The organism is Pseudoalteromonas sp. SCSIO_11900 (assembly GCF_000576475.1).
In the GTDB taxonomy this organism is placed as follows: Bacteria; Pseudomonadota; Gammaproteobacteria; order Enterobacterales; family Alteromonadaceae; genus Pseudoalteromonas; species Pseudoalteromonas tetraodonis.
The window spans coordinates 2,123,312-2,148,824 of record NZ_KK070023.1 but is presented as its reverse complement, the minus strand read 5'-3'; the positions used below and the strand labels follow the sequence as shown (position 1 = coordinate 2,148,824).

General features: G+C 40.0%; 21 protein-coding genes and 1 pseudogene. 10 read left to right on the top strand and 12 right to left on the bottom strand.

The window, feature by feature from the left end:
* Nucleotides 1-825: 825 nt before the first annotated feature.
* Together BG00_RS10000 and BG00_RS09995 are read left to right on the top strand one after the other, a co-directional pair.
* Nucleotides 826-1,713, top strand: a complete 888-nt coding sequence (locus BG00_RS10000; RefSeq protein WP_036982291.1) for a LysR family transcriptional regulator — start codon at nucleotides 826-828, stop codon at nucleotides 1,711-1,713.
* Between the two features lie 54 nt (nucleotides 1,714-1,767).
* Entirely contained in the window at nucleotides 1,768-2,532 is a 765-nt protein-coding gene (locus BG00_RS09995) for a YdcF family protein (protein WP_036983438.1), read from the top strand.
* Nucleotides 2,533-2,660: 128 nt separating this feature from the next.
* Here the strand turns inward: BG00_RS09995 and BG00_RS18105 are convergent, their stop codons facing one another.
* The 3 genes from BG00_RS18105 to BG00_RS09985 form a co-directional block, all read right to left on the bottom strand.
* The gene (locus BG00_RS18105) at nucleotides 2,661-2,945 is read right to left on the bottom strand and encodes a DedA family protein (protein WP_253861376.1); all 285 of its coding nucleotides are present in this window, start codon (nucleotides 2,943-2,945) and stop codon (nucleotides 2,661-2,663) included.
* 17 nt (nucleotides 2,946-2,962) lie between these two features.
* Nucleotides 2,963-3,133, bottom strand: coding sequence for a hypothetical protein (locus BG00_RS18100; protein ID WP_253861375.1), 171 nt, complete (start codon nucleotides 3,131-3,133; stop codon nucleotides 2,963-2,965).
* Between the two features lie 342 nt (nucleotides 3,134-3,475).
* Nucleotides 3,476-4,228, bottom strand: coding sequence for a Nif3-like dinuclear metal center hexameric protein (locus tag BG00_RS09985; protein WP_036982289.1), 753 nt, complete (start codon nucleotides 4,226-4,228; stop codon nucleotides 3,476-3,478).
* Between the two features lie 150 nt (nucleotides 4,229-4,378).
* Here BG00_RS09985 and BG00_RS09980 point away from each other — a divergent pair, with 150 nt between their 5' ends.
* Nucleotides 4,379-4,741 carry a hypothetical protein gene (locus BG00_RS09980; RefSeq protein WP_008114254.1) on the top strand — a complete coding sequence of 121 codons (363 nt, stop codon included), beginning with the start codon at nucleotides 4,379-4,381 and terminating at the stop codon, nucleotides 4,739-4,741.
* Between the two features lie 169 nt (nucleotides 4,742-4,910).
* On the opposite strand, the pseudogene BG00_RS18545 reads toward BG00_RS09980, so the two are convergent.
* A pseudogene (locus tag BG00_RS18545) lies at nucleotides 4,911-5,237 on the bottom strand (HPP family protein).
* A gap of 25 nt (nucleotides 5,238-5,262) precedes the next feature.
* On the opposite strand from BG00_RS18545, the gene BG00_RS18085 reads away from it, so the two are divergent.
* Complete coding sequence (locus tag BG00_RS18085) at nucleotides 5,263-5,424, top strand: TetR family transcriptional regulator (RefSeq protein WP_252729978.1); 162 nt, start codon at nucleotides 5,263-5,265, stop codon at nucleotides 5,422-5,424.
* Nucleotides 5,425-5,902: 478 nt separating this feature from the next.
* Here the strand turns inward: BG00_RS18085 and BG00_RS09965 are convergent, their stop codons facing one another.
* The 6 genes from BG00_RS09965 to BG00_RS09940 all read right to left on the bottom strand — a co-directional run bounded on the left by BG00_RS09965 (nucleotide 5,903) and on the right by BG00_RS09940 (nucleotide 16,909).
* Nucleotides 5,903-9,076 carry an amidohydrolase family protein gene (locus BG00_RS09965; protein ID WP_036982287.1) on the bottom strand — a complete coding sequence of 1,058 codons (3,174 nt, stop codon included), beginning with the start codon at nucleotides 9,074-9,076 and terminating at the stop codon, nucleotides 5,903-5,905.
* Between the two features lie 99 nt (nucleotides 9,077-9,175).
* Complete coding sequence (locus tag BG00_RS09960) at nucleotides 9,176-10,000, bottom strand: M90 family metallopeptidase (protein WP_008114265.1); 825 nt, start codon at nucleotides 9,998-10,000, stop codon at nucleotides 9,176-9,178.
* Between the two features lie 94 nt (nucleotides 10,001-10,094).
* Complete coding sequence (locus BG00_RS09955) at nucleotides 10,095-12,977, bottom strand: ligand-binding sensor domain-containing diguanylate cyclase (RefSeq protein ID WP_036982285.1); 2,883 nt, start codon at nucleotides 12,975-12,977, stop codon at nucleotides 10,095-10,097.
* A 117-nt stretch (nucleotides 12,978-13,094) separates the two neighbouring features.
* A complete protein-coding gene (locus BG00_RS09950) occupies nucleotides 13,095-13,757 on the bottom strand; it encodes a CatA-like O-acetyltransferase (protein ID WP_036982282.1) in 663 nt (220 codons plus the stop codon).
* A gap of 151 nt (nucleotides 13,758-13,908) precedes the next feature.
* On the bottom strand, nucleotides 13,909-14,949 hold the full coding sequence (locus BG00_RS09945) for a Leu/Phe/Val dehydrogenase (protein WP_036982280.1): 1,041 nt from the start codon (nucleotides 14,947-14,949) through the stop codon (nucleotides 13,909-13,911).
* A gap of 433 nt (nucleotides 14,950-15,382) precedes the next feature.
* Nucleotides 15,383-16,909 (bottom strand): fumarate hydratase, encoded by a 1,527-nt coding sequence (locus BG00_RS09940; protein ID WP_008112774.1) that lies wholly within the window; start codon nucleotides 16,907-16,909, stop codon nucleotides 15,383-15,385.
* A 166-nt stretch (nucleotides 16,910-17,075) separates the two neighbouring features.
* Between BG00_RS09940 and pabB the strand changes: the two genes are divergently transcribed.
* The 3 genes from pabB (at nucleotide 17,076) to BG00_RS09925 (ending at nucleotide 20,480) form a co-directional block, all read left to right on the top strand.
* Nucleotides 17,076-18,434 carry an aminodeoxychorismate synthase component I gene (gene pabB / locus BG00_RS09935; RefSeq protein ID WP_036982276.1) on the top strand — a complete coding sequence of 453 codons (1,359 nt, stop codon included), beginning with the start codon at nucleotides 17,076-17,078 and terminating at the stop codon, nucleotides 18,432-18,434.
* Complete coding sequence (locus BG00_RS09930) at nucleotides 18,427-19,002, top strand: NUDIX hydrolase (RefSeq protein WP_036982274.1); 576 nt, start codon at nucleotides 18,427-18,429, stop codon at nucleotides 19,000-19,002. The genes pabB and BG00_RS09930 overlap by 8 nt, the downstream gene beginning before the upstream one ends.
* 101 nt (nucleotides 19,003-19,103) lie before the next feature.
* On the top strand, nucleotides 19,104-20,480 hold the full coding sequence (locus BG00_RS09925; protein ID WP_036982272.1) for an L-serine ammonia-lyase: 1,377 nt from the start codon (nucleotides 19,104-19,106) through the stop codon (nucleotides 20,478-20,480).
* 265 nt (nucleotides 20,481-20,745) lie between these two features.
* On the opposite strand, the gene cysB is transcribed toward BG00_RS09925, so the two are convergent.
* Nucleotides 20,746-21,723: an HTH-type transcriptional regulator CysB gene (gene cysB / locus BG00_RS09920; RefSeq protein WP_036982269.1), complete on the bottom strand. Its 978-nt coding sequence runs from the start codon at nucleotides 21,721-21,723 to the stop codon at nucleotides 20,746-20,748.
* 295 nt (nucleotides 21,724-22,018) lie between these two features.
* Between cysB and BG00_RS09915 the strand changes: the two genes are divergently transcribed.
* The gene (locus BG00_RS09915; protein WP_036982266.1) at nucleotides 22,019-22,774 is read left to right on the top strand and encodes a hypothetical protein; all 756 of its coding nucleotides are present in this window, start codon (nucleotides 22,019-22,021) and stop codon (nucleotides 22,772-22,774) included.
* Nucleotides 22,775-22,889: 115 nt separating this feature from the next.
* Here BG00_RS09915 and BG00_RS09910 read toward each other — a convergent pair whose 3' ends face one another.
* Nucleotides 22,890-24,182, bottom strand: coding sequence for an NCS2 family permease (locus BG00_RS09910; RefSeq protein ID WP_008113045.1), 1,293 nt, complete (start codon nucleotides 24,180-24,182; stop codon nucleotides 22,890-22,892).
* A 118-nt stretch (nucleotides 24,183-24,300) separates the two neighbouring features.
* On the opposite strand from BG00_RS09910, the gene BG00_RS09905 reads away from it, so the two are divergent.
* Together BG00_RS09905 and BG00_RS09900 are read left to right on the top strand one after the other, a co-directional pair.
* Nucleotides 24,301-24,762, top strand: coding sequence for a tetratricopeptide repeat protein (locus BG00_RS09905; RefSeq protein WP_036982263.1), 462 nt, complete (start codon nucleotides 24,301-24,303; stop codon nucleotides 24,760-24,762).
* Nucleotides 24,763-25,074: 312 nt separating this feature from the next.
* On the top strand, nucleotides 25,075-25,509 hold the full coding sequence (locus BG00_RS09900) for a SulA-like leucine-rich domain-containing protein (RefSeq protein ID WP_036982260.1): 435 nt from the start codon (nucleotides 25,075-25,077) through the stop codon (nucleotides 25,507-25,509).
* The last annotated feature ends 4 nt before the right edge of the window (nucleotides 25,510-25,513 follow it).

Here is a 25,513-nt window from a genome sequence, read left to right as displayed (position 1 = left end):
CAGCTTTTTACACTCTGCCTTATAACTACTTACTTAAGTAAGGGTCTATTTAACCAGTAGAAAACCTTATAATTAGTTTTATGTCACATTGTTCTCAGTAAAATCTTTAACGCCATTAGAGAATGCTTTAATACGTTATATTATTTAAAGACGTATACGAATTAGTATTAATGTGCGCCAATGAGTAGCGGCTAATCATTAAATCCCTGCATTCGCTGCTTTTTTCAATCGTGTATCCTTTGAATCCGAGTTGCGTTTACTGAGCTTTTGCCTGCCAAACCCTTCGCCGTAAATTTTAATTAACATTTTAACCTCGCTATGAAACATCTAAATAACCTGAACTTTGGTTAAGAGATTTACTAACGTATTGAATCAAAATTGATATTTATATTTATTTTCTCTAGCCAGAGATTTCCAGTGAAAACAAGGCGAAATTACGCGTCAATAGCTCGTCTATTGCAAGTAAATTCAACGTAGTTAGCGCTGTAAATAGCTGCTTGAGATAGATTTATTATCCAGAGTTCAGGTTAAATATTAATGTCGCGCTATAACCTACTTATTTTAGAGAGTTACATAACAATAAAGTTATCTGTTACCAGGACAAAAATCATTAATAAAAAACTCAAATAAACATGAGACAAATTCAACAACATATAAAAGATTAAACACTATTTTACTCAGCAAAGTTAAAAAACTTAATATTCGCAGTAAAAAACACACTAAAGTGCAACTTTATAGCCGTCCAGACGTTGAAACGGTTTTTATAAAGGCGTAGTATGTAATGAATCTGAGCTATACTCACCATATCTATGAGATTTATTAAAGATGATTGACATTAAACACTTAAAAACAATTGCTACCCTTAAGGAAACGGGTTCTCTCGTCAATACAGCCCGCGAACTATTTTTAACTCAGTCAGCTTTATCACATCAAATCAAAGATTTAGAAAACAAATTAGACTGCCAGTTGTTTGAGCGTAAAACTCAACCAGTCCGATTTACACCTCAAGGTATGTTATTACTTGAATTAGCACACGACATATTACCTAAATTAGAAGCCACCAAGTGCCGACTCAAAGAAAGTCTAAACCAGCCTATTTCGCAGCTGCGTTTAAGTGTTGAATGTCATGCCTGTTTTCATTGGTTATTGCCTACCATTAAAGAATTTAATAACTTTTGGCCTGATATAAAAATTGATTACGAGCGTGGCTTTAGTTACGACGCTATCCCAGACTTATTAAATGATGAATTAGATCTCGTGCTTACATCAGATATTCGCGACCCTGACAAACTTGAATACGCCCATTTGTTTGACTTTAAGCTGAAACTGATTGTGGCACCAGATCACGACTTAGCGAAAAAAGCCTATGTAACTGCGCTTGATTTGAAAAGCGAAACTATTATTTCTTACCCTATTCCGCGTGAGCGCCAGGATATATTTAAGCATTTCATCCAAAATGCGCGTTTTGACGGCACGCTAAAAACGGTTGATCAAGGTTTACTTATATTTCAATTAGTCAGTGCAGGTATGGGTGTGGCCGCCTTACCCGATTGGTTAGTAACCCCGTATGAAAGCCAAGGGTTAATTAAGTCAATTCCACTGGGCGCGCTTGGTTTAACGCGTCCAATGTACTTAGCGATGAAAAAAGATATGAAAGATAATCCAGTTTATCGTCACTTTTTAAACACCTGTAAATTAAATAACGGTCGATAAACCTTAAACTTATGAGTAACATGCTAATAAATATACTTAACCATGTTGCTCATTATGTTTGAACTAAAAAAAATACTAGGCGGCTTGCTCATGCCGTTACCTTTGTTGGGTTTAGTAAGCCTAATATTACTTATTTTTGCGCTCAAACAACGAAAGGTCGCAATCGCTTTATCTTTAATGAGCCTTGTAACTTTGCTACTTGCCAGCACCCCTTTGGTGGCCAACTTACTGATTAAAAATAGCCAACCAACCTCATTTGCATTTAATTATCTTAAACACCCCAATATAGATAAAATTGTGGTGCTTGGCTGTGACATAAACCCCAACCCTGCATTGAGTGCTAACAGTCAGTTAGGTAATTGTGCGTTAACCCGTTTGGTGGAAGGAATGAGACTTGCTAACATTTATCCCCATGCGCAACTGATTGTTTCAGGTGGGGGCTATGAAAAAGTCACCAACAGCGCGTTAATGTATAAAACCGCAATTAGCTTAGGTATTAATAAAAATCGTATTGTGCAAAATCCAAACGCAATGGATACCGCCCAAGAGGCAAAACTTTTAGCCTCAAAACTCGTTGATTACAAGGTCGCTTTAGTCACCTCAGTAAGCCATATGCCCAGAGCAAAAAATTTATTTAATGCGCAAGGCATTAACGTTATCCCTGCCGCAACCGATTACCACAACTTTGCCACTTTCCCTTGGTATAAACAACTCATACCCAATGCAAAAGCACTACTAGTAGTCACCCAGTATGCTCATGAAGTTATTGGCAATGCGTGGATAAATGTACGCCGTACAATTAACCCTGAAGCACTTTAATTAAGTTAACGCTTATTACGCTGCATAAACTCCCCCTAAAAAACCGCAATTATTTGCGTTTACACAGGGGGTTATGAAAAAATCAAACTGAATATTCGTTTATAGTAGCGTTGGGTGTTTTGTTATTTTTAGAGGGTTTTAACCTCAGCTGTTTTATTCCAAAGCCGGTACAGTGTCACTAAAAATACGCAAAGAAGTAGCAGACTTATTGCTGTTAAATTCTCAACACCTAAAGCATCAAAAGTAGCACCGAAAATGTAGCCTCCACCGACTAAAACAATAACCCATAGCAGTGTAGAGCATCCATTTAACACACTAAAACGGCGCCAACTAATTGCTGTAAGCCCTACGGGAAGGGCACCAATCGTGCGTAATCCTTTAGGATAACGATATAAAAATGTAGGCTGTGCCATGGCGCTCACTGGCTGTTTTAAATAATCGACCAAGTAACCAAAGCAACAAAACCAACATATAGTGCGCCAGTATGTGCAGCATAGCCTGCGAACAAAGGTAGCCAACCACTTTTTAACACACAATAACCAAAAAGTAACAGATAAACCAACAACCCGTACTGCTCAATTAAAGCTAATACCCCTTCCATTTCATTCCTTTAAAGTAACTACCTTAGTAGCAAGTAAAGTAACATTGTAATTTAAACGAGGTAAGTACAGCGAAAGATCTGTGTTTTTTGCAATATAAGAATGGATGTAATTATGATTTTAAGCGTAGGTTTATATCTATTACGTTTATTCAATTTTTGGGATGCATAAAACCAAAAATAATTAACTCACAAAAAGATAAAAGGGTATGCGGGTATATAAAAAATCAACATACTGGCTTATTATTGTTTGCTAAATTAGCTATTTAGAACACTAGATTTAAATAACCTACCCGAAATACGTTACAAGTAGGTTATTTATAAAATTACTTTTAAGCTAGGTGTTTACACAGGATTGTCTATGTCAATAAATGTCACGTCAAAGCCATGTTGCTTAGCAAGATATTCGCCTAATGCTTTTATACCGTAGCGCTCGGTGGCGTGATGACCTGCGGCAAAAAAGTCGATATTTTGCTCGCGTGAGCTGTGTATGGTTTGCTCTGATGCCTCACCGGTTATGTAAGCATCAATACCATGCTCGGCTGCTAAGTCGATATACCCTTGCCCGCCACCAGTACACAAAGCGATGGTTTCAATTTTATCAGTACGTACTAAACTCGTTAGTGGCTCGCGCTTAAGCACTTGGCTTATTTTTTTAGCAAATTCACTGCCCGTTAGCGGCGTTTTTAAACGCCCTCTCATCGCTACACTGTTGTTAGTTGGCTCAAGGCCTGCTTCAATTTCAATATCGAGCAATTGCGCCAGCTGTGCGTTATTACCCATTTCAGGGTGAATATCTAACGGCAAATGATAGGCAAATAAATTGATGTCGTTAGCTAAAAGCGCAGCCACACGACGTTTTTTCATGCCAGTGATAGGTTGTGACTCGCCTTTCCAAAAATAGCCATGGTGTACCAAAATGGCATCGGCATTATTTTCAATCGCGGCATCAATAAGTGCTTGGCTTGCCGTTACACCCGTTACTATGGTACGTATCTCATCTTTACCTTCTACCTGAAGCCCGTTTGGACAAAAATCGTTAATGGTTTCTGGCTTTAACAGGGTGTTTAATAATTGATTAAATTCTCTACGTTGCATACTACTTACCTTACTTTGCACTGAATTTTGTACAAATTTTGGCGGTTATGCGCTAAAAATGAAAGGAAAATCGCAAAAAATTGAAAAACAGTTCTAAAATAGGTATAAATACCTCTTCTTTATCTGTGTAAACAACGTATTGGGTCTCTGATGAGCAAACTAGACAAAACAGAAGTGTTATCTGCCTTTGAAGCTGCATATGAAGCTGCCAACGGTAAAAAACCTGAAATAACAACTAAACCTGGCTGGTATAGCATTGATGGCGGCAAGAACATGCGCCTAGCTGATGTAGCAGAGCTGACTAAAGAATTAAGCTCTGGTAAGTCTACAAAAAAAGCTGCAGTAAAAGCACCTGCTAAAAAAACTAAAAAAGCTGCTCCTGTAAAAGCACAGAAAAAAGCGCCTTTCACCGTGATCACACAAAACGAAGAAGGCTACACAGCAGAAGAGCTTTGGATAGTTGAGCTTGCTCGCAAAGATCACGATTGCCGCCTACCTCGCGGTGTCGTTTGATCTGCTGAGTGCTTTGTATAAAAGAAACCGCGTTAAGCGGTTTTTTTATATTTATTATCCATCAAGTATTGAATAAACTACCTCGCAACAAAGCCAGACAAAACTATAAATACAGTTCCTGCCAGTACTGGCATTATTAAAAAATCCCAACTTTGGCCAGACTCAATAATTAAGATAGGGTTGCGCCGGCAACCGGGTGAATAGTTTTTGTGATTATCATTAATGTTATAGTAATACCCACAGCCAGCCCAACCACAATCGCACTATCAGCTAAAAACAACCCCAATCATTGCGGTCAGCATATGTCCCCCTATTACTTTTTTGGCATAGCTAACGGGCTCTGCGGTATACCAAAAACAAGTACAGCTGTTGCGCCGAATGGCGCCATTAACCAAATACCGTAATCACCCATATAATTTAGCCACGCCAAAAACCCCAAAACAAAAGTAGAAAAAACACCTGCGATTAATACCGACTTTATTTCCTCACTATGCATATTGCCTGCTCAAATTTGGAATATCATGGATAAACAACAACAAATAATCAGTACGGCGCTGAGTCTTTTTTATAAAAAGGGTATACACGCTGTTGGTATTAATGAAATTTTAGCTGTATCGGGCATTGCAGAAAAAACTTATATAAGCACTTTGAAAGCAAAGACGCGCTTATTTGTGCTTGTTTAGTCGCACGTGACATCTGCTTTAACGCTTGGCTTAAAAAAATATGTATACAACCTAGTGCTATGTTAGTCGCACAGACAATTTTTGCCGGACTGAAAAAGTGGATTAATAATGAGATTTCAGAGTTAGGGTGTTTTAATGGCTGTTTTTTATTAATACTGCAGCTGAGTACCCTATAGAGAACGACCCTATTGCCAAACTTTGCAAACAGCACAAGCAAGCGAACTTTGAGATCATACTATCAGCTCTTTTAGAAACACCTGAATTTGCTCACAATAGAGAAAAAGCAATTGAAGCCACGCAACACTTACTTATTTTAAAGGAAGGTTATATATGTAGAGCGAGGGTGATGCATGATGTAACAGTGACTCCACCTAGTGATAATATTTTAAAAGCGATAGTAGCAGCAGTTAGTTAAATAGGTAAATACAGTATTAAAAAAGCGGCTAAATAGCCGCTTATTAACTAAAAAATGGCTACATTATTCAAAAAATAATGGTTCACGCTGTTTTTTGCCTACTTCGTTCATGGTGGCTGCGTCGAACAAACGGCCGTTGATCATGGTGTAATCAATTTTGTCTGAATCACGAATGTTTTTCAGTGGGTCGCCATCAATAACCATTAAATCTGCCAGTTTACCGACCTCTAATGAACCCACATTTTTATCTAGGCCTAAATATTTTGCCGGATCGAGTGTCGATGCTCTAATTGCTTCCAGTGGCGTCATGCCGCCTTGGGCAAACATCCACATTTCCCAATGCGCACCTAACCCCTCACGTTGGCCATGCGCACCCAAATTAACAAGTACACCTAAATCTTGTAACTCAGCCGCTACGCGAGCATTGTTAAAGTGATTATAGTGATGATCGGGCGCTTTAACTCGGCGCATTGAGCGCGGTAATAATTGGTTTTTAGGCACAAATTTACTTAAACGTGGATGATTCCATACGTCCGTTTTATCATACCAGTAGTTTTCACCCCAAATACCGCCATAGGCAACCACCAATGTAGGTGTGTAACCTACATCACTTTGTGACCATAGCTGCTTAATATCGTCATAAATATGTTCAACAGGAATTGAATGTTCAATACCTGTATGACCATCGACTACCATGCTCAAGTTATGTTGTAATAATGACCCCCCTTCAGGGACTACCATCATTTCAAGCATTCGCCCTGCTTCTATAACTTGCTGACGCTGCTCTCTGCGCGGTTGGTTATAAGATTTAACACTAAACGCACCCACTTTTTTAAGACGCTCTAAATGAAATTTAGCATCATCTAATGAGTCAATATGCGAGGTATACCCAGGCATATTCGCACCGTATAAAATAGTACCGGTAGAGAAAATACGCGGACCAACGATCATCCCCGCTTTTTGCATTTCACTCGCGGTAAATATTTCAGTGGTATCGTTTGATGGGTCATGAATAGTAGTAACACCCAGCGCAAGACCTGCTAAGTTTTTCCAATTTTGCTGCGGGATAATTTCATCACTGGCTTGTGAGCCATGAGCATGGGCATCTACAATGCCTGGCATAATTGTTTTACCTGTTACATCAATGACCTTTGCTCCCTTAGGAATGCTCACATCAGCAGCAGTGCCAATGGCTTTGATATGTTTGCCATCGGTAACAATAACGCCATTTTCAATGACCTTTTCACCCTCCATGGTAATAATTTTAGCGCCAGTTAATGCAATCATGCCCTGAGGTTCAGCCATTTTTTTACTAAAGCCGATGTTAGTACCGCTTTTTACTTTAACGTCTTTATCATCCGCTTTATTAATCGCAAACATCCCCTCTAAACTGGCATGGTAAAGCTCAGGCCCCAGTGTCCAATACAGTTTATTGCTGTTTGCACTCCAGCTAATGTTTTCACCGGCGCGTACAGATAGCTGCTCAATTGGAAATTGACTGTCTTTGGGCCCAATATTTATCGTTTTGCCGCGCTCTACAAATGGAGTAACAAATACTTTAAAGCGCTCAGCAAAAGCTAAATACTCACCATCAGGAGAGACTCTAAATTCAGTGGCGTGCTCTGATTCATACAGTTTACGTACTTTTTTACTTTCAAGCTCTACCACACTTAATGTCGGCTTAGGCCATGGGCTCATAATATAAACACGATCGTTGGCACTGCCAAACTGAGGTTGATAGCCACTTTTAGAAATGAGCTCACTTTTTCCGCCTTTAGCACTAACACTGTATACCCCAGGATGCAGTGACCACTTAGGGTTTAAAATGTTGCCGCCGCTGGCTTTACGATACACCACGGTTTTGCCGTCTGGACTAAATGTTGGCTCTACGTATTTTCCCGGCTCTTGTGTAATAGTGTCTCCCCGACCACTGCGTGCAGAGACGACACGCACGGTGCCTTGTTCGTTATCATCCCACGTGGTGTAGACAATGTTTTTGCCATCACGAGAATACTGCGGGAATAACTCATAATGATCGGTTTGCTTAGTTAAGCGCTTTATTTTTCCTGATTCTAAGTCGCGCATGTAAATATAGCCCAATGCTTCAAAAAGTGCGGTTTCACCGTCAGGGCTAATTTGCACATTACGCAGCATTTTTACATCAAACTCATCAGTGTCGATATTTTGAGTAAAACGCACTGCTTTTTGAATTTTTTTCGTAGTGTCTACTTTAAATGCAATATCGCTGACTGATTTATTATCTACATTAAGTTTATGAAGGGTGCCACCAGCCCAAAATACCAGCTCTTCGTTATCTGGGGTCCACGCAATAGTCGGATATACGCCATGAATCGCCCACGTTTCTTGCATATCGCGCTCTAGCTTATCGTATAGCTTAGTATGCTCACCACTGGTTAAATCATATAAGTACAGGCTGGTTTGAAAGTCATCACGCTTTATGTACGCTAGTTTTTTACCATCTGGCGACGGCGTCGGTCTTATTGCCCCGCCCATGCCACTTATAATGGTTTCTATGTCGCCTGTTTCACGGTCATAACGTTTAATTTTATAAATACCGGCAACAGAATCTTTTGAATAATGAAAAGTTTTACCTGGGGTTGCATCGTGAGAAAAATAAACATACCGACCATCCGGTGAAAACATGGGTTCACCTAAATCTTTTTGATCGTTTTCACGTTTAGTCAGTTGCACCCCTTTACCGCCGGCTTTGTGATAAAGCCAAACTTCACCCGCACCTAGCGAGCGACTGGCGGTAAAATGCTTACGTGCAACTAAATAATCACCATCAGGGCTCCACGCAGGGCTATTGAGTAATCTAAATGTTTCGTCAGTGACGGCGGTTTGGTTTTCGCCGTTAACATCCATTATCCAAATATTGTCACCACCGCCTTGATCTGATGTAAAAGCAATGTGCTTGCCATCTGGGCTAAAGCGCGGCTGCATTTGCCATGCAATGTCTGAGGTTATTTTAGTCGCTTTACCACCACTCATTGGCATGGTGTAAATATCGCCCAGTAAATCAAATACTAAGGTTTCTCCGTCAGGACTTATATCGACATTCATCCATGTGCCTTGCTCTACACTAATAGATGCATCAACAAATTGCCCTTTAGGTGAATCAACTTGCCATTTTTTTTCATCCGTTTGCTCTGCGTGTGCGTGGCCTAATGCCAATGAAACTGATAACGCGAGTGCTGTTTGCAGCATTTTTTTCATGCTTATCTCACTTATTATTGTTGCTGTGTGTTGATCTATTACATGATTGCAACAAAAACGCCAGCAAGTTACCAGCGTAATAGGATGAAGTGCATAAAATCAGTGCCAAACAATAGGATCAAATTGATAAAAATCCACTAGCAAATGGTAAATTTCAGGGTCTTCACGGCGTAAATCGGCAGGCTTTTCTAAAAATGTTTCGGTGATCACCGCAAAAAACTCAGCCTCATTGGTGGCTCCATAGCTATGTATTACATGCGGCATACTATAAGCAACATGGGTTTTTAACTGCGAAAACGCTCGGCTAAATACTCTGCCCCATTGTTGGTATTTTGCCTGTGATGCAAGTAGTGGCGTGCCGGTGGTTTTACCGGTTTCTTGATCAAGTTGATGTGCAAATTCATGAAACACTAAGTTATGCCCATCACTGGGTAAGCGGTTGCCCTCAAGCACATCATGCCAGCTAAGCACCAATGTTCCCCCCGGCCACGATTCACCTTGCCTTACTGTATTATGAAAACTGACAAGGCCTGCGTTATCGCGGCTTGATTGGGGCGCGTAATACGCGCTGGGGTAGAGTAAAATTTCTTTTACGTTTTTATACAAAGGCCAAGGCTTGTTAAGCACCAGCAAGCAGGCATCGGCGGCAATAATGAGTTTCATTGCCTCCGTTAGTTGCAACCCATCGCAGCCAACAAAACGCTTTTCATTTAAAAACCACACAATATGGGATGCTAACTTTGCTCGCTCTGCATCGGTCATTTTGTTGTATATGGGCATAGCACGCAGTAACAACGTATGTTGTTGCTCGCTTAATAATAAACCACTGTATTTACGGTGCCACACGGCATTTTGAATATCAGGCCAGCGCCAAAACATTATAATAAATACAATTAAAACAAAAATTAATAGCCCATTTATCATTGGGTCGTCCTAAATCAAACCATTTAGCTTTAACGCTAAAATGCTGCGCCCGTATTATTAAAATAGTAATGGGTGCAGTGAGGCTGTTTTTCAATCACATCACTTCAGTTCGATTTCGACCATTGTTTTTTGCCTTATACAAAGCTTGGTCGGCCCGTGATAATAATCGGTCATAATCATCAACATCACCAGAGTCAGAAACACCAAAACTCACGGTTACGCTGAGGCCTTCTGCGATATTTGAAAAGTTTTTATTTTCAATACATTTGCGTAACTTCTCGCACATTTCTTGGGCCTGCACTGCACTCGTATCGGGAAACACAAAAGTAAACTCTTCGCCACCCCAGCGAGCTACCTCTTGCTCACCTTCGCAGTGCGCTTTAAGAATGTTAGCTATTTCACATATAACCTGATCACCTATGAGGTGTGACCAACCATCGTTAATCCGTTTAAAGTGATCAATATCCATAATAGCGATAGCAAGTGATTTTTTACATGCTTTAAAGTCTGAAAAGTTATCCGCCAGCCAGCCATCAAATGCGCGGCGATTCGGTAAATCAGTAAGCTGATCGTGTGTGGCTTGATACGCAAAGGCACTGGCTTGCTCTTGCAGTGCTTGCGTTTGCTTCACCACTCGACTCGTTAATTCCTTTTCAACTTGTTTATAACGATATAAGCGGTAGCGATAAGCGCTATATATCACCACCACAAAAAGAAAAAACATAAACAACTTAAAGCTTGTTTTTTGCCAAAAGTGCGATTGAATTTCAAAGTTAACGACTTTGTGATTTTGCTGCCAATCAGTATTTGGATAGGCTGCACGTACAGCAAAAGAATACTTGCCCGCAGGTAAGTTAGTGTATTCAGCAGTCGCTATGTTTTGACGGTTGACCCATTCGTTATTAAAGCCTTCCAATTTTGTTTGAAAGTTTAATCGCTGCGGCATAATAAAGCTCAGTCCCGCGTATTGAAATGACAAGCGCGTCACTCCTGGTGGTAAAATAATAGTTTCACCGTCTATAGGTAAGGACGTTGGTTTACCATCAACAGAAAAGCTTTCAACAATCGTTGGTAACGCTATTTTAGTGGCTTCTTTTAAGCGTTCCAGTTTTACTGTACTCACCCCTTTTGCGGTAGCAAACCAAATTGTGCCATCTGAATGAGCGGTTGCAGAGGGGGTTGAACCGCCATTTGCTTGTGCACTGTGCATGCCATCAGCCTCATCGTATAATTGAAAGGCGAGCGTACCTCTATTGTTAGATTTTGAATCAAGCAGCTCATTTACCTGCTTATAATTGACTTCAATAATGCCACGGTTACTTGATAGCCAAAGTGAGTCTTTAAACGGCACAATTTGAAAAAGCTTATCAACGGGTAAACCTAATTCACGCCCTAAAATAGTCATCTTTGCGTTTGAATGCTGATAACGGACTAAGCCACGATCGGTAGCCATCCACGTGTATTTATCATCAATGTAAAAGCCAAACGCATATTGGGCGGCAAATTCAGCAGGAAACTCAACAGGATTAAACACGTCAGTTTGAGTGTCATAAACCACGACCCCATTACCGGTTCCTACCCAAATATTAGCTGAGTTGTCTTCACTCAAGGCTAAAATAAACCCACTCGGCAGCTCTTTTTCATTAGTAAATTGGTTTAAGCTACCATCGGTATTAACGCGTGTCAGCCCCATGGCCGAGCCTATCCATAAGCGATTTTTTGAATCAAAAAGTAAAGATCTTACTTCATTACTACCTAAGCCATTATCACGGTTTAAATAAGGTACGAGTTCGTTATTAACCACTTTTAAAACACCCGAGGTGTATGTGCCTACCCAGACATCACCTTGGTTTTGCTCTAGTAAGCTTAGTATTGAATATGGCGAGCCTTGTTTAGTGCCTTTAATATGGCTGATCTGATTATTGTGCAGCCGATCTAAACCCGTGCTTCCGCCTATCCATAAACTGCCATCAGAATGTGACAATACCGTACGCACATAATCGCTAGATAAGCCTCGCTTTTTGCCCCACGATGAAAACGGCGCTTCTCTTAACCTAAATACACCAGCATTGGTGCCTACCCAAATACTATTTTCTCTGTCTTGTAACAAAGAAAGAATACGGTTAGCGGGTAAAGCATTTTTAGCATCTAATTGCTCTAAACCATCGACGCTAAGCCTAAAAACACCTTTATTAATGGTGCCAAACCACAGATCCCCATGATCATCTTCTAACAAACTGGAAATAGATTCCGCCTCGAGTTGTGGGTGAGGCGATTCAAATAGCCCACCATTAAGGATTCGTGCCCCTCTTTCACTTCCTATAATGAGTCGACCTTCACGGGTGATTAATAAGGTATATACGGGAGCATCTGGTACCCCTTGTTGTGGCGTCATCAAAGTGGGTTTGTAGTTGACTATTTTATACAGGCCATCACTGGTCGCCGCCCATATAACCCCCTTGGGGTCTTCAATGATTCGATACGCACTGACATTTTGTATTATTGGGATGTCTTGAGTGCTACTAGCTGAACGATAAAACACACCATCATTCTCAAGCGCTAGCCACAAGTTATCATTTTTACTTTTAAATATATGATTAACCATCGCTTGGGCAGGTGGTTGCGTGTCCCATTGGCGATGTTGATATAAGCTAATACCGCCGCGCGCTCCCGCAATAAGTAAACCGCCATCAGATGTTGGGGTTAGCGCACGTACGCCTGAGTCAGGCAAGTCAATAATTTCGGAGCGAGTAAATAACTTAAACTCTCGGCCATTGAAGCGGGCAAGTCCTTCCCAAGTACCCACCCATAGATATCCATCTTGTGTTTGTGCAAGGCTATTAATGCTATTGTGAGGAAGACCCGTACGTGTATTCCAGGTTTCAAAAAAATAATCACGTAACGGCAAACGAGTCTGCTGTTGTGCGTCAACAGAAAAAATCACCAACAAAATACATAAAATCACTAAGCGATTCATCAGATATTGCCTTTATAATTATTAATTATTAATTTTTATATTTGGGTAAGTTTAGAGCGACAATTTAAGTTAAAAGCACTGCTGGTAAATAATAACATAAAACTTACAACTTTTTAATTAATTATTATTACTTAAATTATTAAATGTATACTGCAATTGCTTTACAAATTTAGCGACATGAAGCCCATCCAACAACGCATGATGAACATCAATAGCGAGCGGCATTTTACCTGTCTCAGTATTGTATTGGCCAAACACAAATTTAGGAATACCATTACTTTGACCGTGGGTAAATGCATGTGAAAAGCTGCTAAAGTTTAACCAAGGTAATACAGAAACATGAATTAAATCTGCTTGCCCTTCAGTTGCTGCAAACGCATCAGAAAACAGTGGGTTTAATTTTGTGGCATTGCTAATAGCTTTCGCCTCACGGGCAAATTCATTTAACGACTCGTATAATTTAAAATAACTAAAGCGAAACGACTCGTCATCGGCAAGCTCGACTACACTTGCCCGCGTAGCACTTAAGTAACAAGGTTTTTGGTTAATAATACGCAGCATCATCGGCTCATACTTATGACAAACTTTTAATAAGCAATAAATATAACCATGAAAAAAAGCAATATTAGCTTGTTTACAGGCGATATATAACTTTTTCGCATTCAGTTGTACGCACACATTAAAATAAGGCTGAGTGAACTGCTGAAATAACTCAAAGTGTTGCTTTCGAGGCCATTGCTCAAAATCAAGAGGGGTAATAGAAAAATCAGTAGAGGACATAAAATATAGATAAAGTGTAAAACTAAATTTTACCGTGCTTTATCTATATTCGCATTAACTAAAATAACGCTTTGAGTGTAGTTATACTAAAGTCTTATATAAGGTATAAAAAAGGAGCGTATTTCGCTCCTATTTTAAATCGAGTGGAAACTTAAAGTCCGTTTTCAATAATTTCTTGTGCCAGTTCATCGGCAATTAAATGGGTTGATTTTTGCTCTTTTTCACTACGGGTAAAAATTTCACTCAGTGTATCGTAAATTCTTTCTACGTGTTTATTAGAAGCCTCTTTACTGTAACCCTCTGGTGCAGTTTCGTAATAAACGTTAATAATACCACCTGCATTTATTACATAATCAGGCGCATATAAAATACCTTTTTCACGTAAAATTTCACCATGGCGTGATTCAGCAAGTTGATTGTTTGCACAGCCTGCTACTATCGTTGCTTTTAAGCGTGGGATTGTTGTGTCATTAATAGTGGCACCTAATGCACAGGGTGCATAAACATCCACATCTAGGTCGTATATTTCATCAATACCAACTGCAGTTGCGCCAAAATCATTTACTACACGTTCTACTGCAGCTTGATTAATATCGGTAACAAATAACTCAGCACCAGCTTCAAACAAATGTTTACATAATCCATAAGCTACTGCACCTAAACCTTGCACCGCAACTTTAATACCAGAAAAGTCTTGAATACCGCGTTGATGGTTAAGCGCTGCTTTCATACCCAAAAACGTACCATAGGCTGTAAACGGCGAAGGGTTACCACTTTTTCCTTCAAGACCTAGCACGTAATTTGTTTCTTTGTTCATTAACGCCACATCATCACAGGTAATGTTTACATCTTCTGCTGAGTAGTAGCTACCATTTAGTCGCTCTAACTGGCGACCAAATGCGCGAAATAACTGCTCAGATTTGATTTCTTTGGCATTACCAATAATAACCGATTTACCACCACCAAATGGCAAGCCTGCTACGGCATTTTTATAGGTCATCCCTTTTGATAAACGCAGCACATCATATACTGCATCTTCATCGTTAACATAATCCCACATTCTACAACCGCCTACCGCAGGGCCTAAGTTTGTGTTATGTACCGCAATAATGGCTTTCAAACCAGACGCTTTGTCTGAACAAAAAACCACTTGTTCATGGTTATCAAATTCAACTTGATTAAATACAACCACTTTAAATACTCCGAAAATAATGGGCCCTTTTGGGCAAGCACGCTACAAATTGCCGAGACTTTATCACGTCAGTTAATGGTTCGCCATACTATGAGTAGATAAACCAGATAAAGCCCGTCAAAGTGAAATATAAAACGACTTATCGTTAAAAGTAAGCATAAAAAATCCAAAAATAACCATCTGATTAAGTATTAAAGCTAAAAACACCATTGCAATTAAAGTTTACGCTTACGTGAACGTCACCATGCAATTATTTGTAAACTTAATCATACACCCTAAAAAAGTACACTACACCTTAAAATACAGTGACTTATACACTAATTGCCTATGCAGTATAAACTGGTATGAGGTGTATAAGTCTTTGCAAATATAAAAGTAAATAAAAAAGCGAGCACACAGTGCTCGCTTATATGATTGCTTTTTAAGTAAAAATTTACTTCATTTTGCTGTCTAGCTCTTCAATTTTTGCCTTCCAAATAGCAGGGCCTTGGGTGTGTGCATTCGCTCCTTCACTGTCTACGGCAACTGTTACTGGCATATCTTCTACTTCAAATTCGTAGATAGCTTCCATACCTAAATCTTCAAAGGCAACAACACGTGCTTTTTTGATTGCTTTAGATACTAAGTAAGCCGCACCGCCTACGGCCATCAAATACACTGACTGGTGCTTTTTAATAGACTCAACCGTTGCTGGGCCTCGTTCAGCTTTACCAATCATACCCACGATGCCGGTTTTTTCTAACATCATATCGGTAAATTTATCCATACGTGTTGCCGTTGTAGGACCCGCTGGACCTACTGCTTCATCGCCTACTGCATCCACAGGGCCAACGTAGTAAATAAACTTGTTATCAAAATCAACACCTTCAGGTAAACCTTCCCCTGAGTTGATCATATCCTGAAGACGTTTATGAGCAGCATCTCGACCCGTTAAAATAGTACCTGAGAGTAAAACGGTTTCACCCATTTTCCATTCTTTAGTGTCTTCTTTAGTAAGAGTATCTAAATTAACACGGCGTGTACCCTCACCTACTTCGAAAGTCACTTCTGGCCAATCTTCTAATTTAGGTGCTTTTAAATTCGCAGGGCCTGAACCATCAAGGGTAAAGTGAACGTGGCGCGTAGCAGCACAATTTGGGATCATAACCACTGGCTTTGAAGCTGCGTGAGTAGGCGCTGTTTTAATTTTAATATCAACAACCGTGGTTAAACCGCCAAGGCCTTGCGCACCAATACCTAATTTATTCGCACGTTCAAAAATTTCTAAACGTAGTTTTTCTTCTGTTGTTTCTGCGCCGCGCTCAATTAGCTCATGGATATCAACCGGATCCATTAATGACTCTTTGGCCATTACCGCTGCTTTTTCTGCCGTGCCACCAATACCTATACCTAGCATGCCAGGTGGACACCAACCCGCCCCCATTGTTGGTAGCGTTTTTTCTACCCACTCAGCCACATCGTCAGATGGGTTTAACATCACCATTTTACTTTTGTTTTCTGAGCCGCCGCCCTTAGCAGCGACCATCACTTCGACTTTATCGCCTGCAACTAAGTCAATGTGAACCACTGATGGCGTATTATCTTTAGTGTTTTTACGTGTTCCCGCAGGATCTGCAACAATCGATGCACGTAAAGGGTTATCTGGATTTAAGTACGCACGACGCGTTCCTTCATCAACCATTTGTTGTACTGTTAAGTCGGTTTTATCCCAATTAACATCCATCCCTACTTTTACGAAACAAGTAATGATCCCGGTATCTTGACACAGTGGGCGCTTACCTTCTGCCGACATACGCGAGTTAATTAAAATTTGCGCAATCGCATCTTTAGCGGCTTTACTTTGTTCTTTGTTATACGCTTTCTCTAGTGCTTGAACAAAATCAAGAGGATGGTAAAACGAGATATATTGCAAGGCATCTTCAATGCTATCAATAAAGTCTTGCTGACGTATTGTACTCATAGTGGTTCCTTAAGTTGTTGTTACTCACGCAGTACGTAAGCGATATCAAACCCGTGACGGTGGTTCGAACTGTTTTCAACTACAGCGCTCACTAAACGCTGCCAAATAAATTTGACTTATGATACCCTCCCAGCCCGTTTGGAGCCAGTTCTTATAGGGGTAGTAAATGCTAAACAATAAAAAAAATTGTGTTGAATTAGCCATATCACAAAATTGTATTGAGGTATTTTCGCATTTTGCTCATTTGCCTTACGCCATTTTATTAGATTCGGGTGATAGTGATCACATAAACAGTCGTTTTGACATTATTGCGATTGCCCCCCAGAGCACCCTTGAAGTCGAAAATAATCAAAGCGTTTTTAATAACCAGCCAAACATAAAAAGCTGCTTTGAAATAATGAATAATGAACTGGCGAAGTTAGACAGCACTAAAGCCGCCAACAACTTACCTTTTAATGGTGGCTGGCTGGGTTATTTTGGCTATGACTTAGGCCGTACTATAGAGCAACTACCAAGCAGCGCTTTACACGACATAAATTTACCGCAAATGGCGGTTGGACTTTACCTTGATGCACTGATTTACGATAAACAACTGCGCACGTGGTTTTATGTTTCGCAGCCCAATGCAGACCGCCTTTGGCTATATCAGCAATATTTAGCGCAACCACCTAAAAACGAGAGCTTTTCGCTTACATCACCGTGGCAGTCAAATATGAGTCAGACTAGCTATAGCGAAAAGTTTGCCGCGATTGAAGAATACCTAAAAAGTGGTGACTGCTATCAAATTAACTTAGCGCAGCGTTTTAGCGCACATTACCAAGGCTCGCCTTGGAGCGCCTATGTTAAATTAACTCAGGCTAATAAAGCGCCTTTTTCTAGTTTTATTAATCATCCTCAGGGCGCTATTTTATCAATCTCACCCGAGCGTTTTATTGCAGTACACGACAATAAAGTAGAAACAAAACCCATTAAAGGGACTTTACCTCGCAAAGAAGATGCCCTTGAGGATGCAAAACAAGCGACCTTACTGGCAAATTCAAGTAAAGACCGCGCTGAAAATGTAATGATAGTAGACCTGCTACGAAATGATTTAGGTAAAGTCGCAAAATCGGGCTCTGTTGTTGTACCTTCTTTATTTGCTATTGAAAGCTTTCCGGCAGTACACCATTTGGTAAGTACAGTTACATCCATCCTTGATGAAGGAAAAACAGCAGTCGATCAACTTGAAGCTGCATTCCCTGGAGGGTCCATTACCGGGGCACCAAAAGTGCGCGCAATGGAAATAATAGAAGAGCTGGAGCCGCACAGACGCAGCATTTATTGTGGTTCTATTGGCTATATTAGCGCCTGCGGTAATATGGATACCAGTATTACTATTAGAACTTTAGTTACACATCAACAACAAATACACTGCTGGGCTGGCGGTGGCATTGTTGCTGATTCAAAAGTCGAATTGGAATATCAAGAAACTTACGATAAAGTTAATAAAATACTCCCTATATTAAATGAGGGTCGCTTTGAATAGTGAAACCATTTCGGCTCGTTTTCAATTAAACCGCAGTTTAACTGTGGATCAGCTCAAAGATAATAAAAAAAAGCGCGCCAGTGCAGTGATGCTACCTTTGATTGATATAGATAATGAAGCACATGTTTTATTGTGTAAGCGGCCAACCTATTTACATCACCACCCTGGGGAGATTTGTTTACCAGGTGGTAAATTTGAAATTAATGATGTTAACCTGCGGACCACGGCACTGCGTGAATTACACGAGGAACTAAACATTGCCCCGCATAATGTTCAAGTTTTAGGCCAGCTGCCGGAATACTCTACCCTTACTGGATTTACTATACGTCCTTTTGTGGGCTTAATTAAAAAAGAAACGGTATGGGAGAACGATCATAACGAAGTACAAGCCAGCTTTTTACTCTCTATAAAAGCGCTGAACAACGAAGCTAATTGGCAACCAATCCCCTTTGAACGTAATGGAAGAGCCCTAACTTTAAATGGCTTTATCACTCCTCACGGGCTTTTGTGGGGTGCCACAGCCAGCATTATTAAAAACTTTACAAAACAACTCGCCATACCAGTTTAAATCTTTGCTAATAAGGGTTACACACTTGCATTTCCACGTTATTATAGTCGACCGTTCAAAGAACAGCTGAATGCTGAGAAAACTAAGTAGAGACACACATTATGATCAGTGCATTTGATATGTTTAGCATTGGTATTGGCCCTTCATCGTCACATACCGTTGGCCCAATGCGTGCATCACGCTTATTTGTTAATGACCTAGATGAACAACAACTATTAGCAAATGTGACCGATGTAAAAGTAGAGCTTTACGGCTCGCTTGGCCAAACAGGTGTTGGCCACGGCTCTGGTAAAGCAGTGATACTTGGCTTAGCAGGGTATGATCCTGAAACCATTGATGCCGATTTAGTGGATGACATACTCGCTAAAATTGAAAAAGAACAGGTTATTTACCTAAACCAAACTCACAAAGCTAAATTCCCTAAGCAGGGCGCGATTGTTTTTCATCGCAGAAAGACACTCCCTAAACATTCCAACGCAATGGAAATTATTGCCTATAACAATGGCGAAAAAGTATATAGCAAAGTTTACTACTCTATTGGTGGCGGATTTATTGTTTCGGATGAAGAGTTTGAAAAAGAAAAACAAGCGGCCTTAGATATTCGTGAAGAAAACCCTGCCCCGTTCCCGTTTGGAACGGCTAAAGAATTACTCGAAATGTGTAAAGAGTCGGGTTACAGCGTATCAACGTTAATGATGAAAAACGAAAAAACGTTACGCAGTGAAGAAGCCATTAAAGATGAGCTATTTAATATTTGGCAAGTAATGAAAGCCTGTATTGAGCGAGGTATGCGCACCGAAGGTATTTTACCTGGCGGATTAAAAGTAAAACGCCGTGCGCCAAGCTTATATTTAAAGCTTAATGTAGAAGTGAGTAACGACCCGCTGCGCGCCATGGACTGGGTTGATTTATTCGCATTAGCTGTAAACGAAGAAAATGCAGCAGGAGGACGTGTAGTAACTGCCCCCACAAATGGCGCAGCCGGAATTTTACCTGCAGTATTAATGTATTATCATACTTTTATTAAAGAAGTAGACCGTGATATTGCTACCCGCTACTTATTAACTGCCGCTGCAATAGGCATTTTATATAAAAAGAATGCCTCTATTTCTGGTGCAGAAGTGGGTTGCCAAGGCGAAGTCGGTGTTGCTTGTTCAATGGCCGCAGGCGCACTTACTGAAATTGTTGGTGGTAACGTTGTACACGTAGAAAATGCCGCTGAAATTGGCATGGAACATAACTTAGGGTTAACCTGTGACCCTGTTGGCGGCTTAGTGCAAGTCCCCTGTATTGAACGTAATGCAATGGGCGCTATTAAAGCAATTAATGCGTCGCGCCTGGCTATTCGCGGTAGTGGTGAGCAAAAAGTATCGCTGGATAAAGTAATAAAAACCATGCTCGATACGGGTAACGATATGAAAACAAAATACAAAGAAACCGCTCGCGGTGGACTGGCCGTTAATATTATCGAGTGCTAATTAACCTGAACTCTGGTTAAGAGATTTACTAACATATTGAATCAAAATGATATTTATGTTTATTTTCTCTAGCTAGAGATTTTTAGTGAAAACAAGGCGAAATTACGCGTCAATAGCTCGCCTATTGCAAGTAAATTCAACGCAGTTAGCGCTGAAAATAGCTGCTTGAGATGGATTTATTATCCACAGTTCAGGTTAATTACATAGCACAAAAAAAGCCGCTTAGTTGCAAAACTAAGCGGCTTTTCATTGCTGTTTATGGCGGTTACTTAACCGGCAATTCAATATCAGCAAATAACTTATCAACATCTTCTTGATTACGCAGTAAACTCGCACGCTCTACTCGCTCTTTAGTTAAATGCGGTGCAAAACGTTCGATAAAGTCATACATGTAGGTGCGTAAAAAACTGCCCTTTCTAAAGCCAATTTTAGTCGTGCTCGCCTCAAATAAATGGCTAGCATCAATGCACACTAAGTCGCTGTCGTTTACCTGATCAATTGCCATAGATGCAACCACACCCACACCTAGTCCTAAACGCACATACGTTTTAATAACATCAGCATCGGTGGCAGTAAATACAATATGTGGCTCAAGTCCGTAGGCGTTAAATGCTTTATCAAGCTCTGAGCGACCAGTAAAACCAAATACATAAGTGATCAATGGATACTGCGCTATATCTGCCACCGTTAAGTTATCGGCTTTTTTCGCAAGTGGATGATCTTTAGCAACCACAATACTGCGATTCCAGTGATAACAAGGCAACATAACTAAATCTGAATATAAGTGCAGTGCTTCAGTAGCAATCGCAAAATCTGCATCACCGCGCGCAGCTGCATCCGATATTTGCTGAGGCGTACCTTGGTGCATATGTAGTGACACTGCTGGGTATTTTTGAGTAAAGCCTTTAATTACACTTGGTAACGCATAGCGTGCTTGTGTATGCGTAGTCGCAATATTAAGTTTGCCTTGATCGGGCAGCGTATGTTCATTCGCAACCGCTTTAATACCCTCAACTTTTGAGAGTATTTCGCGTGATATGTTAATGATTTCTTCGCCAGCGCCTGTAACATGAGTTAAATGCTTACCACTGCGGCCAAAAATTTGTACACCGAGCTCATCTTCTAACATACGCACTTGCTTAGAAATACCAGGCTGGGAGGTAAATAAACTCTCAGCCGTAGCTGAAACATTTAATTTATGATTTTGAACTTCTACGATATATCTAAGTTGTTGTAATTTCATGGCTATGTAGTTTCGTTATAATTCACATTGACAGATAAAAACGCACCCTAACTATAGGTAGCTATATAAAAGGCTGATTAAGGTTACACAATGTAACAATTAATATATTGAAATTTCAGGTTAACACAATAAATACACTTGAGGTAGCAATGATTATCAGCAATCGAAACATAACATATTAAGATTTAAACGCTTTATGGTGACGCTTTTTTCAGTTAATCTGAGCAAAGTTTCCCACCTTTTATATATTTAATGTAAGATTAGATAATAAGGTTAAGAACTTGAGAATTATAACATGATCGTTTCCATTATAATTGTATTAATTGTTGCACTTATAGTCATTGCACTATTGGTTAGTGCTGTTCAGCAACACAAAGAAAAACAAGAAGCTGAACGACGCAAAGAGTTAACAAAACAAAAAGCAATCATTGAAGAAACCGAAGAAGCATTAATGAATAGCGCCAACATTCCACTTTCAGAGGCAACTCAGCGAATATTACAACGACGAATTCATGATGCGCTCAGTCAAATGGTGCCTATTTCAAGCGGAGGTAGTGGACTAAAAAACCGCTTAAAAGAAGCAAAAGAGCGACTACAAAACCCAACTCAAGACGGTTCAGATGATTTTGTTTTACCAGGTAATGACAAGCAACTGATATCACTAATACAGGGTATAAAAAAGCTCCGTACTATTATTCGTTCTGAGCATAATAAAGGCAAAGTAGACAGCCAAGCGTTTATTGCAGAAGACAAACGCCTTGAAAAGCTACAACTAAGAATCAACATTGAAAGCCAGATAAAACGTGGTCTAGCAGCACAAACAGCTGGAATGATAGGCTCTGCAAGGCAGTACTTTGAAAAAGCAGCTTCCACACTTAACAGTGTTTCATTTAATGACGATTACATTACTGCAAAACGGGCTGAAGTTGAAGGCTACCTTGAAACGATAAGTAATGAACTCAAGGCATCAAATGCTACATCATTGAAGAAAAAGAACGAACAAGAGCAAGATGATTTAGACGTATTATTTGCACCTAAAAAGAAATGGTAACATCCTTTCTAAATAAAAAGCCCATGCAGTTGCATGGGCTTTTTTTTGAATAGGATTTTGCCCCACTTTGTGTTTACATACTAGAACATATACATATTCTAACAAGCTGCCTGCATTAAGATAAAAATGCGAACTTAACAATAAACAAGGCCGTTAAAATCCAAACACTAATGCTTACCTGATCTTTTTTGCCACACAGCACTTTTACCGCCGTATAAGAAATAAAACCAAGTGCAATACCGTGTGCAATTGAGAAAGTCAGCGGTGTCATTAATAATACAACACTCACCGGAATTGCATCAGTCATGTCGTCCCAATTTACAAACTTTAAGTTTTGTAGCATCAATACAGATACATATAAAATAGCTCCCGCGGTTGCGTATGCAGGCACCATTTGAGCTAAAGGCGCAAAAAACATCATCAGTAAAAAGCAGCAACCCACAACCACAGCGGTCAAACCAGTTCGACCACCAACAGATACACCTGCAACAGACTCAATGTATGACGTGGTTGTTGAAGTACCGAGCATTGCACCTGCAATGGTAGCTGTGCTGTCGGCGCTTAATGCACGACCTAAACGCGGCATATTACCGTTTTTATCTGCTAAACCAGCTTTCTGAGTTACCGCAACTAACGTGCCTGAGGTATCAAACAAATCAACGAATAAAAACGCAAAAATAACACTCAACATCGACAGTTCAAACGCGGCACTAAAGTCCAGTTGCATAAAGGTCGGCATGATAGAAGGTGGCATTGCAATAACACCATGATACTCCACTAACCCCATAGACACAGCAATCGCGGTGACTAGTAAAATACTGATCAGTACGCCACTTTTAAAATCGCGATAAAGCAGTGCAGCAATAACAAAAAAGCTGAAAATAGCCAATAAAGGACCAGGCGAGGTAATATCACCCAACTGCACCAGTGTTGCAGGACTTGATACAATAATACCGGCGCTTTTAAGTGCGATGAGAGCTAAAAATGCGCCAATACCCGTTGCTATTGCTTGCTTGAGCACCAGAGGGATTGCATTAATAATCCACTCTCGCACCTTAAATAAGCTTAGAATTAAAAATATACACCCTGACATAAATACCGCACCCAACGCAGCTTGCCAGCTATAACCCATACCTAATACAACACCATAGGTAAAAAATGCATTTAATCCCATACCCGGTGCCAATGCCAGTGGGTAATTGGCCCACAAACCCATAATAAAACACCCTATTGCAGCTGCAATACAGGTGGCAACAAAGGCAGCACCTTGGTCCATACCCGCTTCAGCAAGCATAGCTGGGTTAACGAATACGATATAAACCATCGTAATAAATGTAGTCATACCGGCAATACATTCACGGCGAACCGAAGAATCATTTGCACGGATTTTGAATAAGGCTTCGAGCATAATAAACTTATGGTTGTAAAAAGTGGCGAGATTTTAGCATAAAAATAACTTTTTACAGGACATTTTACCTTGCTATATACTAAACTAGCTAAGTGATTAAAATAACAAACGAAGTAGCATGATCAAAACGACACCAAGTGGCCAAGACTTAGAGCAACAATTAGACAACATTCTTTCTTTTGTAACGCAACCAAGCGATGCAAATCTCCCTGCGAGCTCTAAAAACACCGATCAAGACACATTAAATAAAGCCCTTTATTACCTTAAAAATGAACAAGGCGCCTTAGCCGCAAAATGGATGCGTTTGGCAGCAATGGCAGGAAATTATCGCGCGCAGTTTTATTTAGGGCTGTTTTTTATAAAAGGACAAGGTGTGCCGCAAAGTGTATTTCATGGTGCTGCGTGGCTTAGCTTAGCCGGTAGTCAAGGCTATGAACCTGCCATAAAAGCAATGAGCGATATACGAAAACATATTAGTACCAAACGACTTAAAGATGCTCAATGCTACGCAGCCAGCCTGTATGAACAAATTCACCAGTTACAATTCTCACATTTGATCCCTCCTAGTAGCGAAAAATAATTTCACTGCCCAGCAACTCATTTCATCTGTAAATTAATTAAGCATTTATAGCCAAAACAAGCACGCTTAATTAATTTAAACTACTGTATACCCCCTGCTCATCTGTCGTTATTTGTTCCCAGCCTTAAAATTAATTCTGTGGGCATTAACTTTCAATAAAAATTAAACCATTGTTATATATAGATTATTTATATATTTATAGTAACTGTCGCGTTTTAAGATGAATAACTGTACAAAAAAACACTTGCACCAAACAACTGTATAAACTACTGTATGAATGTACTGTATAAAAACCCAGTGAGTGAGAAGATTATGTTACAGCCAATTACCGTAAGAACAGTTAAAAGTTACCAGCAAGATGACCAATCAGATTGTGTTAACGTTGTACAAATTGAAGATGAAATTTCAGCAACGTTTGAATTATTAAAAGTATTACACCAATACAACAGCCTAAACGCATGGACACTGTTAATAGCACCAGATAACGTACCGAGCAAAGCGCTACTTGATTCATGCTCAATTGATACCAGTAAATTACTGGTTATTCGTCAAAAACATTTAGTTAATTTAGAGTATGTTTTAAATTCTGCACTTCACAATGGAAATTTTGCCGCGGTGATCACCTGGACTGACATAATAAATAACCAACAACTGTCGCAGTTATCATTAAACTTGAGCCATACGCGCACTAAGTTGTATTGCTTTAGCAAAAAAAGCGCTCATTCTGAGATTTCACTTACGCAATAAGCTT

Coding starts and splice junctions, on each gene's coding strand:
- BG00_RS10000 (WP_036982291.1), top strand. CDS start 826: ATGATTGACATTAAACACTTAAAAACAATTGCTACCCTTAAGGAAACG.
- BG00_RS09995 (WP_036983438.1), top strand. CDS start 1,768: ATGTTTGAACTAAAAAAAATACTAGGCGGCTTGCTCATGCCGTTACCT.
- BG00_RS18105 (WP_253861376.1), bottom strand. CDS start 2,945: ATGGCACAGCCTACATTTTTATATCGTTATCCTAAAGGATTACGCACG.
- BG00_RS18100 (WP_253861375.1), bottom strand. CDS start 3,133: ATGGAAGGGGTATTAGCTTTAATTGAGCAGTACGGGTTGTTGGTTTAT.
- BG00_RS09985 (WP_036982289.1), bottom strand. CDS start 4,228: ATGCAACGTAGAGAATTTAATCAATTATTAAACACCCTGTTAAAGCCA.
- BG00_RS09980 (WP_008114254.1), top strand. CDS start 4,379: ATGAGCAAACTAGACAAAACAGAAGTGTTATCTGCCTTTGAAGCTGCA.
- BG00_RS18085 (WP_252729978.1), top strand. CDS start 5,263: ATGGATAAACAACAACAAATAATCAGTACGGCGCTGAGTCTTTTTTAT.
- BG00_RS09965 (WP_036982287.1), bottom strand. CDS start 9,076: ATGAAAAAAATGCTGCAAACAGCACTCGCGTTATCAGTTTCATTGGCA.
- BG00_RS09960 (WP_008114265.1), bottom strand. CDS start 10,000: ATGATAAATGGGCTATTAATTTTTGTTTTAATTGTATTTATTATAATG.
- BG00_RS09955 (WP_036982285.1), bottom strand. CDS start 12,977: ATGAATCGCTTAGTGATTTTATGTATTTTGTTGGTGATTTTTTCTGTT.
- BG00_RS09950 (WP_036982282.1), bottom strand. CDS start 13,757: ATGTCCTCTACTGATTTTTCTATTACCCCTCTTGATTTTGAGCAATGG.
- BG00_RS09940 (WP_008112774.1), bottom strand. CDS start 16,909: ATGAGTACAATACGTCAGCAAGACTTTATTGATAGCATTGAAGATGCC.
- pabB (WP_036982276.1), top strand. CDS start 17,076: ATGCTAAACAATAAAAAAAATTGTGTTGAATTAGCCATATCACAAAAT.
- BG00_RS09925 (WP_036982272.1), top strand. CDS start 19,104: ATGATCAGTGCATTTGATATGTTTAGCATTGGTATTGGCCCTTCATCG.
- cysB (WP_036982269.1), bottom strand. CDS start 21,723: ATGAAATTACAACAACTTAGATATATCGTAGAAGTTCAAAATCATAAA.
- BG00_RS09915 (WP_036982266.1), top strand. CDS start 22,019: ATGATCGTTTCCATTATAATTGTATTAATTGTTGCACTTATAGTCATT.
- BG00_RS09910 (WP_008113045.1), bottom strand. CDS start 24,182: ATGCTCGAAGCCTTATTCAAAATCCGTGCAAATGATTCTTCGGTTCGC.
- BG00_RS09905 (WP_036982263.1), top strand. CDS start 24,301: ATGATCAAAACGACACCAAGTGGCCAAGACTTAGAGCAACAATTAGAC.
- BG00_RS09900 (WP_036982260.1), top strand. CDS start 25,075: ATGTTACAGCCAATTACCGTAAGAACAGTTAAAAGTTACCAGCAAGAT.